Source organism: Streptomyces sp. f51 (genome assembly GCF_037940415.1).
GTDB lineage: Bacteria > Actinomycetota > Actinomycetes > Streptomycetales > Streptomycetaceae > Streptomyces.
This window is the reverse complement of sequence record NZ_CP149798.1, coordinates 1,842,712-1,859,071: the sequence shown is the minus strand read 5'-3', so window position 1 is coordinate 1,859,071 and position 16,360 is coordinate 1,842,712. Positions and strand designations below refer to the sequence as shown.

General features: G+C 72.6%; 15 protein-coding genes. 11 read left to right on the top strand and 4 right to left on the bottom strand.

What is annotated here, in order from left to right; translation table 11 throughout:
- Positions 1 to 68 precede the first annotated feature (68 nt).
- Positions 69 to 1,397, top strand: a complete 1,329-nt coding sequence (locus WJM95_RS08290) for an MATE family efflux transporter (protein WP_339128922.1) — start codon at positions 69 to 71, stop codon at positions 1,395 to 1,397.
- Here the strand turns inward: WJM95_RS08290 and WJM95_RS08285 are convergent.
- On the bottom strand, positions 1,358 to 2,599 hold the full coding sequence (locus tag WJM95_RS08285) for a glycosyltransferase 87 family protein (protein ID WP_339128921.1): 1,242 nt from the start codon (positions 2,597 to 2,599) through the stop codon (positions 1,358 to 1,360). The two genes, WJM95_RS08290 and WJM95_RS08285, sit on opposite strands and share 40 nt — an antisense overlap.
- Positions 2,600 to 2,742: 143 nt before the next feature.
- Here WJM95_RS08285 and WJM95_RS08280 point away from each other — a divergent pair, with 143 nt between their 5' ends.
- Positions 2,743 to 3,885 carry a glycosyltransferase family 4 protein gene (locus WJM95_RS08280; RefSeq protein WP_339128920.1) on the top strand — a complete coding sequence of 381 codons (1,143 nt, stop codon included), beginning with the start codon at positions 2,743 to 2,745 and terminating at the stop codon, positions 3,883 to 3,885.
- A 243-nt stretch (positions 3,886 to 4,128) separates the two neighbouring features.
- Here WJM95_RS08280 and WJM95_RS08275 read toward each other — a convergent pair whose 3' ends face one another.
- Positions 4,129 to 5,925: an AMP-dependent synthetase/ligase gene (locus WJM95_RS08275; RefSeq protein ID WP_339128919.1), complete on the bottom strand. Its 1,797-nt coding sequence runs from the start codon at positions 5,923 to 5,925 to the stop codon at positions 4,129 to 4,131.
- Between the two features lie 296 nt (positions 5,926 to 6,221).
- Here WJM95_RS08275 and WJM95_RS08270 point away from each other — a divergent pair, with 296 nt between their 5' ends.
- The 6 genes from WJM95_RS08270 to WJM95_RS08245 all read left to right on the top strand — a co-directional run bounded on the left by WJM95_RS08270 (position 6,222) and on the right by WJM95_RS08245 (position 11,684).
- Positions 6,222 to 7,019 (top strand): metallophosphoesterase, encoded by a 798-nt coding sequence (locus WJM95_RS08270; RefSeq protein WP_339128918.1) that lies wholly within the window; start codon positions 6,222 to 6,224, stop codon positions 7,017 to 7,019.
- Positions 7,020 to 7,143: 124 nt separating this feature from the next.
- The gene (locus tag WJM95_RS08265; protein ID WP_339128917.1) at positions 7,144 to 7,584 is read left to right on the top strand and encodes an SRPBCC family protein; all 441 of its coding nucleotides are present in this window, start codon (positions 7,144 to 7,146) and stop codon (positions 7,582 to 7,584) included.
- A 413-nt stretch (positions 7,585 to 7,997) separates the two neighbouring features.
- On the top strand, positions 7,998 to 9,170 hold the full coding sequence (locus WJM95_RS08260) for an ArsA-related P-loop ATPase (protein WP_339128916.1): 1,173 nt from the start codon (positions 7,998 to 8,000) through the stop codon (positions 9,168 to 9,170).
- Between the two features lie 106 nt (positions 9,171 to 9,276).
- On the top strand, positions 9,277 to 9,762 hold the full coding sequence (locus tag WJM95_RS08255; RefSeq protein WP_339128915.1) for a DUF5304 domain-containing protein: 486 nt from the start codon (positions 9,277 to 9,279) through the stop codon (positions 9,760 to 9,762).
- A 54-nt stretch (positions 9,763 to 9,816) separates the two neighbouring features.
- On the top strand, positions 9,817 to 10,770 hold the full coding sequence (locus WJM95_RS08250; RefSeq protein ID WP_339128914.1) for an ROK family glucokinase: 954 nt from the start codon (positions 9,817 to 9,819) through the stop codon (positions 10,768 to 10,770).
- A 149-nt stretch (positions 10,771 to 10,919) separates the two neighbouring features.
- Positions 10,920 to 11,684 carry an endonuclease/exonuclease/phosphatase family protein gene (locus WJM95_RS08245; protein ID WP_339128913.1) on the top strand — a complete coding sequence of 255 codons (765 nt, stop codon included), beginning with the start codon at positions 10,920 to 10,922 and terminating at the stop codon, positions 11,682 to 11,684.
- A gap of 53 nt (positions 11,685 to 11,737) precedes the next feature.
- On the opposite strand, the gene WJM95_RS08240 is transcribed toward WJM95_RS08245, so the two are convergent.
- Positions 11,738 to 12,313: a hypothetical protein gene (locus tag WJM95_RS08240; protein ID WP_339135421.1), complete on the bottom strand. Its 576-nt coding sequence runs from the start codon at positions 12,311 to 12,313 to the stop codon at positions 11,738 to 11,740.
- A gap of 169 nt (positions 12,314 to 12,482) precedes the next feature.
- Positions 12,483 to 13,292 (bottom strand): alpha/beta fold hydrolase, encoded by an 810-nt coding sequence (locus tag WJM95_RS08235; RefSeq protein WP_339128912.1) that lies wholly within the window; start codon positions 13,290 to 13,292, stop codon positions 12,483 to 12,485.
- A gap of 159 nt (positions 13,293 to 13,451) precedes the next feature.
- Here WJM95_RS08235 and WJM95_RS08230 point away from each other — a divergent pair, with 159 nt between their 5' ends.
- Genes WJM95_RS08230 through WJM95_RS08220 form a run of 3 tightly spaced genes read left to right on the top strand, consistent with a single transcriptional unit; the run spans position 13,452 to position 16,275 of the window.
- Positions 13,452 to 14,312 (top strand): lysophospholipid acyltransferase family protein, encoded by an 861-nt coding sequence (locus tag WJM95_RS08230; RefSeq protein ID WP_339128911.1) that lies wholly within the window; start codon positions 13,452 to 13,454, stop codon positions 14,310 to 14,312.
- A 27-nt stretch (positions 14,313 to 14,339) separates the two neighbouring features.
- Positions 14,340 to 15,557, top strand: coding sequence for a DUF5931 domain-containing protein (locus WJM95_RS08225; RefSeq protein WP_339128910.1), 1,218 nt, complete (start codon positions 14,340 to 14,342; stop codon positions 15,555 to 15,557).
- Between the two features lie 19 nt (positions 15,558 to 15,576).
- Positions 15,577 to 16,275: a response regulator transcription factor gene (locus WJM95_RS08220; protein WP_339128909.1), complete on the top strand. Its 699-nt coding sequence runs from the start codon at positions 15,577 to 15,579 to the stop codon at positions 16,273 to 16,275.
- The last annotated feature ends 85 nt before the right edge of the window (positions 16,276 to 16,360 follow it).

Sequence of the window (16,360 nt, the reverse complement as noted above, 5' to 3'; positions counted from 1 at the left end):
CTCACCCGCCCATGGTACCTCTTATCGAGCTACCTCGAATCGAGGTAGCTCGATAAGAGGGAGTCGTCGTGAACGCCCACCGCAAGCAGCTCATGGCCCTCGCCCACCCCGTCTACCTCTCGCTGCTCGCCTCCGTCGCCGCCGGGATCATCAACACCGTCTGGGTCTCCCGGCTCGGCGGTGCCGCGGTGGCCGCCGTCGCCGTCGCGACCAACACCGAGAACGTGCTGCTCGGCGTCGCCCTGGTCTTCGCCTCCGGCACCACCGTCCTGGTCGCGCACGCCCGGGGCGCCCGCGACCCCGCGGCGGTCCGCGCGGCCGTACGCGGAGGCTGGGCGCTGTGCGCCGCCGTCACCCCGGTGATCGCCCTCGGCGGCTTCCTGCTGCGCGAACCGCTGGCCCGGCTGGTGCTCGGCGGCGACGGACCGGCACTCACCCTCGCCGTCCGCTACTTCGCGATCTCCCTGCCAGGCATCGCCGTCTTCTTCGCGCAGAACCTCGTCGACGGCATCCTCAAGGGCGCCGGCGACACCCGCACCCCGATGCGCCTGGCCCTGCTGGCCAACGGCCTGATCCTCGGCCTCGACCCGTTCCTCATCCACGCGTACGGCGTCCCGGGCGCCGCCCTCTCGACCGTGCTGTGCCGCTCGGTGGCCTTCGCCGCCGGTCTGCGGGCCCTGCGCCGCGACCCCCTGCTGTCGGCGGCGGCCGGCGCGACGCCCGCCGAGGGCACCGGAGCGGCCCTGCGCCGCACCCTCACCACCGGCCTGCCCATGTCCGCCGACTTCACGGTCCGCCAGGGCGGCGCCCTCGTACTGGTCGCGATCGTGGCCCGGCTCGGGACGACGGCGGTCGCGGCCTACGCGATCGCCTACAAGGTCATGTACATAGCCACCATGGCGTTCTACTCGGTCCGCCAGGCCGCCTCGATCCACACCGCGCACAGCCGCGGCGCGGGCCAGGAGGAGCGGGGCGCCATCGGACGGCAGGCCGTCCTCCTCTCGGGGACCGCCGGCCTGCTCGCCGCCGCGCTGCTCGGCGCCCTGGCACCCTGGATCATGCGCGCCTTCGGGGCCGGCCCCGCGGTCGCCCACGACGGCGTGCTGTTCCTGCGCTGCGTCGGCCCCTACCTGCTGCTCATGGCCTGCTTCATCGCGCTCGGCGGGGTCTTCGAGGGCAGCGGGGGAGCGCCCGTGCTGCTGCGGGTCACCCTGACCGGCACGGCCGTCCAGCTGCCGCTCGCCCTCACCCTGTCCGGACAGGGGCTGCCGGGCATCTGCCTGGCCCTCGCGCTGTCCATGACCGTGCAGTGCGCGGCCCTGTGGGTGTGGGCCAGGAGGGCCGCGCGGAGAGCACGTCAGGAGGACGTGAGCGTCTCCTTGGCGCGGGCAGCCTGAGCGGGGAGGTCGGGCGCCGGGCGGGAGACCGTGCTCCGCCACAGCTCCCGGGCGGCCAGCACCGAGGCGATCACCAGCAGACCGTTGCGCAGGACCAGGAGGGTGATGCCGAGCCCGGTGCTGCCCACGACGTCCGCGAACCAGGTCGGGAACTCCAGCACCGTCACGAAGCACGCGACCAGCACCAGACAGGCGGGCACCAGCATCCGGCTCGCGCGGAAGCACAGGCACACCGCCGCGATCCCGACCAGCCACACCAGATACTGCGGGCTGATGACCCGGCTGGTGGTGGTGAACATCAGGACGCCGACGAACGCCGCGTCGGCGAGCGTGTGCGACAGGAACCGCTTGGCGCACAGCCGCCACAGCAGCAGCCAGCCGAAGGCGAGCGCGGTCAGTATCAGGGCCGCCGTGCTCACCAGGTCCACGTACGGGCCGACGAACTCCACCGAGCCGTAGTTGAGCAGCACCCGCCCGTTCCAGCCGTGGTGCCGGGCCACGTGGAAGACGAGGGAGCCGAGCGACTCCACCTCGGTGCCGCGGTCGCGCTGGAAGGTCAGGAAGGCGAACGAGCCCGGCATCGTCGCCCAGAACAGCGCCCCGATCCCGGCCGCCGTCGCCGCCGCCCAGACCCAGGCCCGGCGGCGCACGGCGCCGAGGAGCAGCAGCACCGGCCACACCTTCACCATCGCGCCGAAGCCCGTGAGCATCCCCATCACCCGGGGGTGGCGCGAGCCGGCGAGCAGCGCGGCGACCGCCACGGCCGTCACCATCACGTCGTAGCGCGCGTACACGGTCGGCCCGAGCAGCGGGACCCCGATCATCCACACCCAGGCGCCGCGCAGGGTCTTGCCGGAGCGCGAGCCCGCGTACAGGAGCAGCCCGAAGACCACCAGGTCGGCGACGAAGGCCAGCACGAAGAAGGCGTGCGCGTAGTCCAGGAACGGCAGCAGACCGGGGGCGAGGATCGCGAGCGAGGCGGCCGGCGGGTACTGCCAGGTGACGTCGCGCAGCGGGAAGGTGCCGTGCCGCAGGACGTCGTACCAGCCGTGGTAGATCACCGAGACGTCGCTGGTGACGTCCGGACCCGGGAACACGTACACCTTGGCCACGAAGAGCAGCAGCGCCAGCCTGGTCAGGCCCCAGATCCCCAGCAGTGCGGCCACGCCCAGCGGGAACCTCGTGCTCCGTGCCCCCGTCATGCCCACCTGGCCCTCATCGTCCGGAATCCGTGCGCCTCGCCGCCGCGCTTCGAGCGGAACCAGGGTGGCGCACCGGTCTGTGTGCGAGCCGTCGAGCGCGGCCGTGCGGAGCTGTGAGTATAGATTCGATAGTGTCGAACACGATGCACAAGACCCTGATCGTGACGAACGATTTCCCGCCCCGCCCCGGCGGCATCCAGGCCTTTCTGCACAACATGGCGCTGCGCCTGGACCCCGATCGGCTCGTCGTCTACGCCTCGACCTGGAAGCGCGGCCACGAGGGAGCGGAGGCCACCGCGGCCTTCGACGCGGAGCAGCCCTTCACCGTCGTACGGGACCGTACGACCATGCTACTTCCGACGCCGGGCGTCACCCGGCGGGCGGCCGGACTGCTGCGCGAGCACGGCTGTACGTCGGTGTGGTTCGGGGCGGCGGCACCGCTCGGCCTGATGGCCCCGGCGCTGCGCCGGGCGGGCGCGACCCGTCTCGTGGCGACCACGCACGGCCACGAGGCCGGCTGGGCCCAGTTGCCCGCCGCCCGCACCCTGCTGCGCCGCATCGGCGAGTCCACCGACACGATCACCTACCTCGGCGAGTACACGCGCTCGCGGATCGCCTCCGCGCTGACCCCCGAGGCGGCCGCGCGCATGGTGCAGCTGCCGCCGGGCGTCGACGAGCGGACCTTCCACCCCGGCTCGGGCGGCGACGAGGTCCGGGCCCGCCTCGGTCTCACCGACCGGCCCGTCGTCGTGTGCGTCTCCCGCCTGGTCCCGCGCAAGGGCCAGGACACGCTCGTCCTCGCGATGCCGCGGATCCTCGCCAAGGAGCCGGACGCGGTGCTGCTGATCGTCGGGGGCGGGCCCTACGAGAAGGAGCTGCGCAAGCTCGCGCACGAGACCGGGGTCGCGGACTCGGTCCGGTTCACCGGGGCGGTGCCCTGGTCGGAGCTGCCCGCGCACTACGGAGCCGGGGACGTCTTCGCGATGCCCTGCCGCACCCGCAGGGGCGGCCTCGACGTCGAGGGGCTCGGCATCGTCTACCTGGAGGCGTCGGCCACGGGCCTGCCGGTGGTGGCAGGCGACTCCGGGGGCGCGCCGGACGCGGTGCTCGACGGGGAGACGGGCTGGGTCGTCCGCGGAGGCTCTCCCGAGGAGAGCGCCGACCGGATCGTCACCCTGCTCGGCGACCCCGAACTGCGCCGCCGCATGGGCGAACGCGGCCGTTCCTGGGTCGAGGAGAAATGGCGCTGGGACCTCTTGGCGGAACGCCTGCGAGAGCTGCTCTAGCCCGTCACCAGGTTCGCCCACTGGGGTGCCGCTTGCCGACTTCCGGCGCCTGCGGGCCGTCCTGGGCCGGCCGCGCAGTTCCTCGCGCCCGGGACGAACCCGATCCCCGCGGCGCCCCCCGGAGCGCCCCCCCCGGAGGTCCGGGGCAAACGGCCCCCCCGGACGGAAACGGCTCGGCCCCCTCCAGCAGAGGGGGCCGAGCCGTGTTGTCTCCGGCCGGGGCAGTCCCCGGTCGCTCGGGCATCAGCCCCGATACAGTGCCTCGATCTCGTTCGCGTAATCCTTCGCCACCACGTTCCGCTTCAGCTTCAGCGACGGCGTCAGGTGCCCCGACTCCTCGGTGAACTGGTGGGCGAGGACACGGAACTTGCGGACCGACTCCGCCTTGGACACCGCCGCGTTGCCGTCGTCGATCGCGTCCTGGATGGCGGCGATCAGGTCCGGGTCCTCACGCAGCGACGCCGCGGTCGAACCGGCCGGCTTCCCGTGCTCCGCGGCCCACCGGCCCAGGAACTCCTCGTCGACCGTGACCAGCGCGCCGACGAACGGACGCCCGTCGCCGACCACCATGCACTCCGCGACCAGCGCGTGGGCGCGGATACGGTCCTCGATCACGGCCGGGGCGACGTTCTTGCCGCCCGCGGTGACGATGATCTCCTTCTTGCGGCCGGTGATGCGGAGGTAGCCGTCCTCGTCGAGGGTGCCGATGTCACCGGTGTGGAACCAGCCGTCGGCGAGCGCCTCGGCCGTGGCGGCCTCGTTGTTCCAGTACTCCTTGAACAGGTGCTCGCCGTGCAGCAGCACCTCGCCGTCGTCGGCGATACGGATCACGGAGCCGGGCAGCGGCTGGCCGACCGTGCCGATCTTCGTACGGTCCCAGGGGTTGAAGGCCGTGGCCGCACAGGACTCGGTCAGGCCGTAGCCCTCCAGGACCGTGAACCCGATGCCGCGGAAGAAGTGGCCGAGCCGCTCGCCCAGGGGCGCGCCGCCCGAGATCGCGTACTCGCCACGGCCGCCGAGCACCGCGCGCAGCTTGCTGTAGACGAGCTTGTCGAACGTCTTGTACTTGATCTTCAGACCGAGGGACGGCCCCGAGGGGGTGTCCAGCGCGCGGCTGTACGCGATCGCGGTGTCCGCGGCCTTGTCGAAGATCTTGCCCTTGCCGTCGGCCTGGGCCTTGGCGCGCGCCGAGTTGTAGACCTTCTCGAAGACGCGCGGCACACCGAGGATGAGCGTCGGCCGGAACGCGGCCAGCTCGTCGGTCAGGTTCTTGATGTCCGGGACACAGCCCAGCTTGATCGGCGCCATCATCGGGGCGACCTGCACGAGCCGTCCGAAGACGTGCGCGAGCGGCAGGAAGAGCAGGACGGAGCACTCACCGGTGCGGAACAGCGGGCGCAGGCGCTCCACGATGTTGCCGCACTCCGCGAAGAAGGCGCGGTGGGTCAGCACGCAGCCCTTGGGGCGGCCGGTGGTCCCGGAGGTGTAGACGATGGTCGCGGGGTCGTCCGCCTTGGCGAGCGAGCTGCGCTCCTCGACGGCGGCGTCGCTGACGTCCGCGCCCAGGCGCCCCAGCTCCTCGACGCCGCCGGCCTCGATCTGCCAGACGTGTTCGAGGGCGGGCAGCCGGTCGCGCACCGACTCCACGGAGGCCGCGTGCGCGGGGAGCTCCACGATGCAGGCCCGCGCGCCCGAGTCGCCGAGGATCCACTGCACCTGCTCGGGGGAGCTGGTCTCGTACACCGGCACGGTGACGGCGCCGGCGCTCCAGATCGCGAAGTCGAGCAGCGTCCACTCGTAGCGGGTACGGGACATCAGGGCGACCCGGTCGCCGGGCCGCACGCCCGAGGCGATGAGCCCCTTGGCCGCGGCCAGCACCTCGGCGAGGAAGGCGGTGGCGCTGACGTCCGTCCAGGTACCGCCCACCTTGCGGGCGATCACGGCTACGTCGGGATGCTGCGCGGCGTTTCGGCGGACGATGTCGGTGAGATTTCCGTCCGCGGGGACCTCGTACAAAGCCGGAAGGCTGAACTCGCGCAAGACTGCTGCTCCTCATAGGGCGCCGGCGCCACGACTCTGTGTGATGCGACGGTGCGGTCCAAGGCTCGGGCAAGTACTCAAGAGATCACTTGTTGAAATCCCGAGTACGACTGGACTGCCCGGACGTTACCCGCCGGTATGGCCTCTTCGACAGGGGGTCCCGGTGAGATGTTCCATGCGTCACACGTGGTGGCGTTCCTGCGCGCACAGTAGTCCACGCCCTTCCGGGGGTGCCAGTAATCGCAGGTCCGGCCGCCTCTGTTCACGTTTGCCACACCGGCCTACGCTTGATCGTCATGGCATCCACACCCGTCGGCCGTCGGAAGACGCGCATCCATGTCGTCAGTGACGTGCACGGCAACGCCCGGGACCTCGCCCGGGCCGGCGAAGGCGCCGACGCCCTGATCTGCCTCGGTGACCTGGTTCTCTTCCTCGACTACGCCGACCACGCCCGTGGCATCTTCCCGGACCTGTTCGGCGTCGAGAACGCCGACCGCATCGTCGAGCTGCGCACCGCCCGCCGCTTCGAGGAGGCGCGCGCGTTCGGCGCCCGGCTGTGGGCGGGCATCGGCACCGACCGGGCCGCGGCGATCGAGAAGGCGGTCCGCAAGCAGTACGCCGAGCTGTTCGCGGCCTTCCCGAACCCGACGTACGCGACCTACGGCAATGTCGACATGCCGACCCTGTGGCCGGAGTACGCCGGATCGGGCACGACCGTCCTGGACGGCGAGCGGGTCGAGATCGGCGGCCGGGTCTTCGGGTTCGTCGGCGGGGGGCTGCGGACACCGATGCGGACGCCGTACGAGATCAGCGACGAGGAGTACGCGGCCAAGATCGAGGCGGTCGGCGAGGTCGACGTACTGTGCACGCACATTCCTCCGGAGGTGCCGGAGCTGGTGTACGACACCGTGGCGCGCCGCTTCGAGCGGGGCTCCCGCGCGCTGCTGGACGCGATCCGGCGCACGCGCCCCCGGTACGCGCTCTTCGGCCACGTCCACCAGCCCCTCGCCCGCAGGATGCGTGTCGGGGCGACGGAATGCGTCAATGTGGGGCACTTCGCGGGGTCGGGTCGCCCCTGGGTGCTGGAGTGGTGACGCGGCGACAGGGCTGAAGGCCAGGTGGGGTGACGGCGCCCAGGGCCGTGCGCGGTAGCCTTCACGCTGCACACACGTGCGCACCGATCTCCCTCACCGGACCGCATCTCGAGGAGCCACCGCGATGGCGGAACACACCAGTTCGAGCATCACGATCGAGGCGGCGCCGGCTGACGTCATGGCGGTGATCGCCGACTTCGCCCGCTACCCGGACTGGACGGGCGAGGTGAAGGAGGCGCAGGTCCTCAAGGAGGACGAGCGCGGCCGCGCCGAGCAGGTCCGTCTCGTCATGGACGCCGGCGCCATCAAGGACGACCAGACCCTCGGCTACACCTGGACCGGCGACCACGAGGTCTCCTGGACCCTGGTCAAGTCCCAGATGCTGCGCTCGCTGGACGGTTCGTACCTGCTCAAGCCCGCGGGCGACGGCGCCACCGAGGTCACCTACCGGCTGACCGTCGACGTCAAGATCCCCATGCTGGGCATGATCAAGCGCAAGGCCGAGAAGGTCATCATCGACCGAGCCCTGGCAGGCCTGAAGAAGCGCGTCGAGGAATCGGCCTAGCCCCCGGGGCACCAGTACCCCGCTCCTCAAACGCCGGAGGGCCTGAATTCTCCCCGCAGCCGAGAGGCGGGCCGGGGGGCTGAACTGTCGCCGCCCGGGGCTGGATCCCAGCTGGCCGGGGCTGAATGGTCGGCCACCGCGCTTGAATGGTCGGCCACCGCGCTCCCGCAGCCGGAATACGACGCGAGGGGCCGTGCCGGTACATCGATGCCCGTCGCCACCGACGTGCACACCTCACCCAACGGCGACGGGCTGATGCACCGGCACGGCCCCGCCCCCCCCACCGGACCGGACCCGCCGGGGCCCCACCGGACCGGACCCGCCGGGGCCCCACCGGACCGGACCCGCCGAGGCCCGCACCCGACCCGGACCCGAAACCCGCCGAGGCCCCCGCACCGGTAGCGTTCACCCCCATGCGCACCATCCTGATCACCGGCCAGGGCGGCACAGGCCGTACCACCGTCGCCGCGGCCACCGCGCTGAACGCCGCGCGGAAAGGCACCCGCACCCTGGTGCTCACCGCCGACCGCACCGACACCCTCGGCGCCGTCCTCGGCGTACCCACCGGCCCCGACCCCGTCGAAGCCGCCCCCGGCCTCACCGCCTGGCGCCCCGACGCAGCCGCCCGCTTCCGCGACGACCTCACCGCCTTCCAGCGCCGCGCCACCACCGCCCTCGACCTCCTCGGCGCCTCCCGCCTGGACGCCGAGGAGGTCACCCCGCTCCCCGGCGCCGAGGAACTGGCCCTGCTGCGCGCCCTGCGCGACGCCGCGCTCTCGGAGGCGTACGGCCTGCTCGTCGTCGACCTGCCCCCGGCCCCCCAGGCCCTCGCCCTCCTCGCACTGCCCGAGGAACTCCGCCGCTATCTGCGCCGCCTGCTCCCACCGGAACGCCAGGCGGCCCGGGCCCTGCGCCCGGTCCTCGGACGGCTCGCGGGCGTCCCCATGCCCGCCGAGTGGCTGTACGAGACCGCGGGGCGCTGGGACATCGAGCTGGCCGCCGTGCAGGGCGTCGTCGAGGACCGCGCCACGACCGTACGGCTGGTCGCCGAGCCCGGACCCGCCGGCGCCGACGCCGTCCGTACCGCCGCCACGGCCTTCGCCCTGCGGGGGCTGCCCGTCGACGCGCTGATCGCCAACCGGGTGCTGCCCGGGGCCACCCACGACGCCTGGCTGGGAGCCCTCGCGGCCCAGCAGCGCAAGGCCCTGGAGGAGTGGAGCGAGTCGTACACGGTCCACGAGGTCCCGCACCGCGGCCACGACCCGCGCGGCACCGACGACCTCACCGCGCTTCCCGTGCCCGGCGTCAACACAGCGCCCACCCCGGTCGAGTGGCCCGTGACCGACCGTCTCGCCGACGACGGCGTGCTCGTGTGGCACATTCCGCTGCCCGGCGCGATACGCGACGAACTCGACCTCATCCGGCGGGGCGACGAACTCGTCGTCACCGTGGGCCAGTTCCGCAGGATCGTCCCGCTCCCCTCCGCTCTGCGCCGCTGCACGGTGGCCGGAGCCGCGCTGCGCGAGGGCGAGCTGCGCATCCGGTTCGCCCCGGACCCGGGACTGTGGCCGCGCGGCGGGAAATGACCGCGCGGGAGGTGACCGTGCCGCATCCGGGGCACCGGCACGGTGAACGGGATTCCCCCGTTCGGGTAACGTCGAAGGCACGAGAAACGTAGGCAGGAGTCCCGCCATGAGCGAAGAGCGCCCCACTTCCGACGCCGCTCAGGAGGAGACGGCCGACGAGGTCCGTTTCGAGGAAGCGCACGCCACCGACGCCGACGCCTGGGCGACCGCCTGCGCGGAGGACCTGGCCGCGGAGAAGGCCCGCCGCCGCGCCCAGCACGGCCCGCCGCCCGGCTCGGCTGCCGAGGAACTGCGCAAACTCGTCGACGCCGTCGCCGACAAGCTCTCGGGACTCCAGTCCCCGCTGTTCGGCGCGGTCGCCGGCGGCACCGCCCAGCAGGTGGTCAACCAGGTGGTGCAGCAGGCCAAGGCGGCCGTGGAACCGGTGCTGGAGCGCAACCCCGAGGTCTTCGACCACCTCGCCGCCGCGGGCTCCGAACTGCTCGCCGCGTACCGCTCGGCAGTCGAGAACCAGGAGCGTCGCTGGACCACTCGGGGCACGGGTTCCCCCGACGACGAGTCCGGTCCGGGCGAACACATCGACTTGGACTAATCGCCCCTCGGGTACGGTTGGCCGTAGCGGGGCTCGACCGAAACTGAGGGATTCATGGGACTCACCATCGGCGTCGATATCGGCGGCACGAAGATCGCGGCCGGTGTGGTCGACGAGGAAGGCAATATTCTCTCGACGCACAAGGTGCCGACCCCGGGCACGCCGCAGGCGATCGTGGACGCCATCGCCTCGGCGGTGGAGGGCGCGCGTGCCGGACACGACATCGTCGGCGTCGGCATCGGTGCCGCCGGATACGTGAACCGACAGCGCTCGACGGTCTACTTCGCGCCGAACATCGACTGGCGCAACGAGCCGCTCAAGGCCGAGGTCGAGCGGCGTGTCGGTCTGCCGGTCGTCGTCGAGAACGACGCGAACGCGGCCGCCTGGGGCGAGTACAAGTTCGGTGCCGGCAAGGGCCACCGCAACGTCATCTGCATCACCCTGGGCACGGGCCTCGGCGGCGGCATCATCATCGGCAACAAGCTGCGCCGCGGGCACTTCGGCGTGGCCGCCGAGTTCGGCCACATCCGGATGGTGCCGGACGGCCTGCTGTGCGGCTGCGGCTCGCAGGGCTGCTGGGAGCAGTACGCCTCCGGGCGCGCGCTCGTCCGGTACGCCAAGCAGCGCGCCAACGCGACCCCGGAGGCCGCGGAGGTCCTGCTCGGCCTCGGCGACGGGACCCCGGACGGCATCGAGGGCAAGCACATCTCCATGGCCGCCCGCCAGGGCGACCACGTCGCGGTGGACTCCTACCGCGAGCTGGCCCGCTGGGCCGGCGCGGGTCTCGCGGACCTCGCCTCGCTCTTCGACCCGTCCGCCTTCATCGTCGGCGGCGGTCTCTCGGACGAGGGCGAGCTGGTCCTCGACCCGATCCGCAAGTCGTACAAGCGCTGGCTGGTCGGCGGCAACTGGCGCCCGGTCGCCGACGTGATCGCCGCCCAGCTGGGCAACAAGGCCGGTCTCGTCGGAGCGGCGGACCTGGCCCGGGAGCCCGACCCGATCATGTAGGTCCCGCGTGTCCCGCACGGCAGCGCCCGCCGACCCCGCACAGGACGGCGGGCGCCGCCGTGTCCGGACTCCCCGGCCCGCCACGCCCCGCGTCACTTCCGGGGTTCTTCGGCCCGTGCGCGGGGCTCCCGGCGCGTATCTTGATCGCCATGCCGACCAGCTTCTCCGCCAGTCCGCTGCCCGCGTCCCGTACCGAGTCCGACGGTTCGGCGGTCATCCGCGTGCTCAGCTACAACATCCGTTCGATGCGCGACGACACCGCCGCGCTCGCCCGAGTGATCAGCGCCTGCGCACCCGACCTCGTCCTGGTCCAGGAGGCGCCACGGTTCTTCCGCTGGCGCAAGAAGCTCGCGCGACTCGCCTCCGCCTCCGGCCTCGTCGTCCTGTCCGGGGGCGCCACCGCCGCCGGTCCCGCGCTGCTGTGCACGCTGCGGGCCACCGTGGAGCGCACGGAGGACGTACTGCTCCCGCTCACCCCCGGGCAGCACCGGCGCGGCTTCGCCACGGCGGTCGTCCGGTTCGGGGGCGCCCGGCTCGGCGTGCTCAGCTCTCATCTCTCGCTGCGCAAGGACGAACGCCTCGAACAGAGCGGCATGCTCCTCGACCGGCTCGCCGGTCTCGGCACCCCGCACGCCGTCGCGGGCGGCGATCTCAACGAAGTCCCGGCGGGACCGGCGTTCCGCCGTCTCGCGGGCGCCCTCCAGGACGGCTGGGCCACCCGCCCCTGGGGCGGGGAGAACACCTGGACGTTCGCGGGCCCCCACCGGCGCATCGACGCCGTCTTCGCCACCCCCGGTGTCGAGGTCCTCGGCTGCGGCGTGCCGCTCGGTCTCCCCGGCGTGAGCGAGGCGGACCTGAGAGCGGCCACGGACCACCTGCCCGTCCTGGCGGCCCTCAGAGTGCCCACCTCGTAACCACCGCCCGGCCGGATCGACCCGGGGCGGACCACCGCACCCGGGCCGGTCGGTCAGACCACCGCGCCGCGGCCCGGGTCGTCGTGGTCCTCGTCGTCGTCCTTCATGCGCGTCACCAGGGTGGCGAAGCCGCCGAGGAAGCCGCCGACGCCCAGGGTGGTGAGCCACCAGGTCATGTCCCAGCCGAGCAGCACGGCCAGCAGCAGCAGGGCGGGGCCGCCGAGCACGCCGAGCCAGGCGAACTTGGCGGTCGTGTCCGCGGCGGGCAGCGGAGGGGGCTCGGGCGGCACGAAGTGGCCCTCGTCGTCCTCGTCGAAGTCGTCCTCGGTCGGCTCGGGCGCGCGGTAGTCCCGCGGGCCGCCGACACCGGGAGCGAAGGAGATCGAACTGCCGAGCGGCTTGACGGCCGGCGGCGGATCGCCGGCGGAGGCGTCCGGCTCGGACGCCGGACCCGGGGTGTCGCCGTCCCCGGCACCGCCGCCACCCGCCTCGGAGTCGCTGTCGGGACCGGGCTCGGGAAGCGCCAGGTCCTCGATGGACCGGAACGGGCGGGACCCGGGCGGGTCCGGCGGCTCCTCGCCGTAGCCCGCGACGATCGACTTCCAGGCGGCGTCCTCGTCGAAGGGCACGCCCTGCTCGTCCCCGGCGGAGTCCCCTCGGGCGTCAGCGGGTGACTCGCCCTTCGGGTCCCCGGCGGACTCGGTGAGCGCGTCGCCGACACCCTCGCCGCGCGCCCCGTCGAGCGGCTCGCCCACGGGGACGCCCTTCTCCTCGGAATCGCCGCGGTCCGCGTCGTGCTCAGTCACCGGCTGCCGTCCCTTCCTGCCGTCCCACCCGACCCGCGTCGGCCTTCGTGCCGGCACCGGGCGCGAGCCGGGTGACGAAGGAGTGGCTCTCCTCGAAGATCCGGTCCGCGTCGTGGTCCAACGTCGCGACGTGGTAGCTCTGTTCCAGCACGATCTCCGTGACGTCCGTGGAGGACACCCGGCCGAGGATGCGCGCCGAGTCGGCGGGGGAGACCACGTGGTCCTGGAGGCTGTGCAGCAGCAGGAGCGGCTGGGTGACCTGCGGCAGCTCCGCGTCCACGACCCCGCACAGCAGGCGCAGCGAATGCGCGGCGTGCAGCGGCACCCGGTCGTAGCCGAGCTCCTGGGCGCCCTCCTTCGCGATGTCGCTCGCGATGCCCTTCACCGACGGGACGAGGTGACGGAGCACGGGCAGGGCGTGCGCGGTCAGGCCCTGCACCTTGTTGAGCGGGTTGACGAGCACGACGCCGCTGATCTCGTCGCCGTGCCGGGCCGCGAGCCGCAGGGCCAGCGCGCCGCCCATCGAGAGCCCGAAGACGAACACCCGGGAGCAGTTCGCGCGCAGGGCGCGCAGCTCGCGGTCGACCTCCGCGTACCAGTCCTGCCAGCCCGTGACCTGCATGTCCTGCCAGCGCGTGCCGTGGCCGGGCAGCAGGGGAACGGCGACGGTCAGACCCTGCTCGGCGAGGTACTCCGCCCAGGGGCGCAGTGACTGCGGGGAGCCGGTGAAACCGTGGCAGAGAAGGACGCCGACCTCTCCGCCCTCGTGGCGGAACGGCTCGGCTCCAGGAAGGACCGGCACCTCGGTCTCCTGTTCATGAGTTGGGCGGAAGACGACTCCGGGTGTGCTTCACCGTACGCGACGGTACTGACACCGACCAGGGTCGTCGGGTCCTTTGCCGTCGTCCCGGGTTAAGGTCTGATCCACGACACAGGAGGCACGCGGGTGATCTACGGCGCAATGAAGTTTTCCATCGGAGGGCCGCTGAAGCTCGCCTTCAGACCCTGGGTGGAAGGCCTCGAGAACATCCCCGCCGAGGGCCCGGCCATTCTGGCGAGCAATCACCTCTCGTTCTCGGACTCCTTCTTCCTGCCCGCGGTGCTCGAACGCAAGGTGACCTTCATCGCGAAGGCGGAGTACTTCACGACCCCGGGCATCAAGGGCCGGATGACGGCCGCCTTCTTCAAGGGGGTCGGCCAGCTCCCGGTGGACCGTTCCGGCGCGCGCGGCGCGGGCGAGGCGGCCATCAAGAGCGGCATAGAGGTGATCGAGCGCGGTGAGCTGTTCGGCATCTACCCGGAGGGCACCCGCTCGCCCGACGGCCGCCTCTACCGCGGCAAGCCCGGCGGTCTCGCCCGCGTGGCCCTCGCCACCGGCGCGCCCGTCATCCCGGTCGCGATGATCGACACGGAGAAGATCCAGCCGCCCGGCAAGCTGATGCCCAAGCTGATGCGTCCGGGCATCCGCATCGGCAAGCCGCTGGACTTCAGCCGCTACAGCGGCATGGAGCACGACCGGTTCGTGCTCCGCGCGGTGACCGACGAGGTCATGTACGAGATCATGAAGCTCTCCGGCCAGGAGTACGTCGACATCTACGCGTCGGCCGCCAAGCGGCAGATCGCGGACGCGGCGAAGGCCGAGAAGGACGCGGAGAAGGCGGCCAGGGCGGCTCTCGCCCAGGCCGAGAAGCAGGCGGCCGCGGAACAGGCGGGCGAGCAGGCCGCGTCTCCGGCCGCCTCGCGGGGCGAGGACGAGGCCGGGGGCGAGGGAGAGAACGGACCGGCCGACGGGCAACGATCCGGCTCCCAGGAGCGTCCGTAGGGACGTCGGCGTTTCGGGGTGGGGGGCATGGCCAAGCGCGAGAGAGTCATGAGGATGTCGGTCGAGCAGCCGCTGTGGCGTGCGCTGACCGGCTACCGGGTGCTGACGGTGCTGTACGCGATCGGGCTCTTCGCCACCACGTACGACCGGTTCGCCCGCCCCTGGGTGGCCGTGGTGTTCTTCGCGTTCCTGCTGGTCTGGACGCTGGCCACGCTGCCCAGGGTCGCCGGAGCCGCCCACTGCACCAAGCGGTTCCTGGCCGCCGACCTCACCGTCGCGCTGGCCGGCATCCTGCTCACCCGGGTCGCGGACTCCGCCGCGCGCATCGACGCGGGCGGTCCGACCCTGCCGTCGATATGGACGGCGGGCGCGGTCCTGGCCTTCGCGATCAAGGGCGGCTGGCGGTGGGCGGCCTTCGCCTCCACGCTCGTGGCCGCGGCCAACCTGGTCGAGCGGGGCGCCCCGACCCGGGACACCGTGCACAACGTGATCCTCGTCTGGGTCGCCTCCATCGCCATCGGCTACGTCGTCGAGGTCGCCCGCGCCTCCGAGCGCACGCTCGCCCGGGCCCTGGAGATCGAGGCGGCGACCCGTGAACGCGAGCGTCTCGCCCGGGACATCCACGACGGTGTGCTCCAGGTCCTGGCCATGGTGCAGCGGCGCGGCACCGCGCTCGGCGGCGAGGCCGCGGAACTGGGCCGGATGGCCGGTGAGCAGGAGGCCGCGCTGCGCACCCTGGTGTCGGGTGGTCTGGTGCCCGTCTCGCGGGTGTCGGAGGACGTCTCGCTCGGCGCGGTCGTACGAGCCGTGGACGAACCCGACGACGAGGACACCGCGGGCCCCCTCGACCTGCGCGGACTGCTCGTCCCGTACGCCACCGCGCGCGTGACCCTCTCCGAGCCCGGCGCGCCGGTGCCGCTCGACCCGCCCGCCGCACGGGAAGTGGCCGCCGCCGTCGGCGCCGCCCTGGACAATGTCCGCAGGCACGTGGGCGCGGACGCCCGGGCCTGGATCCTGGTCGAGGACGAACCGGACGCCGTGATCGTGACGGTGCGCGACGACGGCCCGGGCATCCCGGAGGGGCGGCTCGCCCAGGCCGAGGGCGAGGGGCGGCTCGGCGTGGCGCTCTCGATCCGCGGCAGGCTGCGCGACCTGGGCGGCACGGCGGAGCTGGTCTCCGTCCCGGGACAGGGCACCGAGGTCGAGCTGAAGGTACCGAAGGACACGAAGTCGAGGACGCGATGACGAAGGCGGCGGCAGGGCGATGACGGTCGGGGCGGCGGAGCCGCGAGCGGGGGAGGACCCCGTCAAGGTCATGGTGGTGGACGACCACCCCATGTGGCGTGACGCCGTGGCCCGTGACCTGGCGGCCGCCGGGTTCGACGTGGTCGCGACCGCCGGTGACGGCGAACAGGCCGTGCGCCGCGCGCTGGCCGTGGCCCCCGACGTCCTGGTCCTCGATCTGAACCTGCCCGCCAAGCCCGGGGTCCAGGTCTGCAAGGAACTGGTCGGCGCCGACCCGTCGCTGCGTGTCCTGGTCCTGTCGGCCAGCGGCGAGCACGCCGACGTCCTGGAGGCGGTGAAGTCCGGCGCGACCGGCTACCTCCTGAAGTCGGCGTCGGCCGACGAGCTGACCGACGCGGTGCGCCGGACGGCCGCGGGCGACCCGGTGTTCACCCCGGGCCTCGCGGGACTGGTCCTCGGCGAGTACCGCCGGCTGGCCTCGGAACCCGTCCCCGCCACCGGCGCCGACCAGCCGAGGGCCCCGCAGCTGACCGACCGTGAGACCGAGGTCCTGCGCCTGGTCGCCAAGGGCCTGAGCTACAAGCAGATCGCCGAGCGCCTGGTCATCTCCCACCGCACGGTCCAGAACCACGTGCAGAACACCCTGGGCAAGCTCCAGCTGCACAACCGGGTCGAGCTGGTCCGCTACGCCATAGAGCGGGGACTCGACGAGGCGTGACCCGGCCCCGGCCGATGCGACCTTTTGGGTGGTATGTACGTATCAACTGCCCGCAATTCACCGAACAGGCCTTCCGCGTCATGTC

What these genes read in the sequence shown, in the direction of transcription:
- WJM95_RS08265 (WP_339128917.1), top strand. Translation starts at nt 7,144, where the DNA reads ATGGCGGAACACACCAGTTCGAGCATCACGATCGAGGCGGCGCCGGCT.
- WJM95_RS08280 (WP_339128920.1), top strand. Translation starts at nt 2,743, where the DNA reads ATGCACAAGACCCTGATCGTGACGAACGATTTCCCGCCCCGCCCCGGC.
- WJM95_RS08255 (WP_339128915.1), top strand. Translation starts at nt 9,277, where the DNA reads ATGAGCGAAGAGCGCCCCACTTCCGACGCCGCTCAGGAGGAGACGGCC.
- WJM95_RS08270 (WP_339128918.1), top strand. Translation starts at nt 6,222, where the DNA reads ATGGCATCCACACCCGTCGGCCGTCGGAAGACGCGCATCCATGTCGTC.
- WJM95_RS08250 (WP_339128914.1), top strand. Translation starts at nt 9,817, where the DNA reads ATGGGACTCACCATCGGCGTCGATATCGGCGGCACGAAGATCGCGGCC.
- WJM95_RS08285 (WP_339128921.1), bottom strand. Translation starts at nt 2,599, where the DNA reads ATGACGGGGGCACGGAGCACGAGGTTCCCGCTGGGCGTGGCCGCACTG.
- WJM95_RS08245 (WP_339128913.1), top strand. Translation starts at nt 10,920, where the DNA reads ATGCCGACCAGCTTCTCCGCCAGTCCGCTGCCCGCGTCCCGTACCGAG.
- WJM95_RS08225 (WP_339128910.1), top strand. Translation starts at nt 14,340, where the DNA reads ATGGCCAAGCGCGAGAGAGTCATGAGGATGTCGGTCGAGCAGCCGCTG.
- WJM95_RS08220 (WP_339128909.1), top strand. Translation starts at nt 15,577, where the DNA reads ATGACGGTCGGGGCGGCGGAGCCGCGAGCGGGGGAGGACCCCGTCAAG.
- WJM95_RS08230 (WP_339128911.1), top strand. Translation starts at nt 13,452, where the DNA reads ATGAAGTTTTCCATCGGAGGGCCGCTGAAGCTCGCCTTCAGACCCTGG.
- WJM95_RS08260 (WP_339128916.1), top strand. Translation starts at nt 7,998, where the DNA reads ATGCGCACCATCCTGATCACCGGCCAGGGCGGCACAGGCCGTACCACC.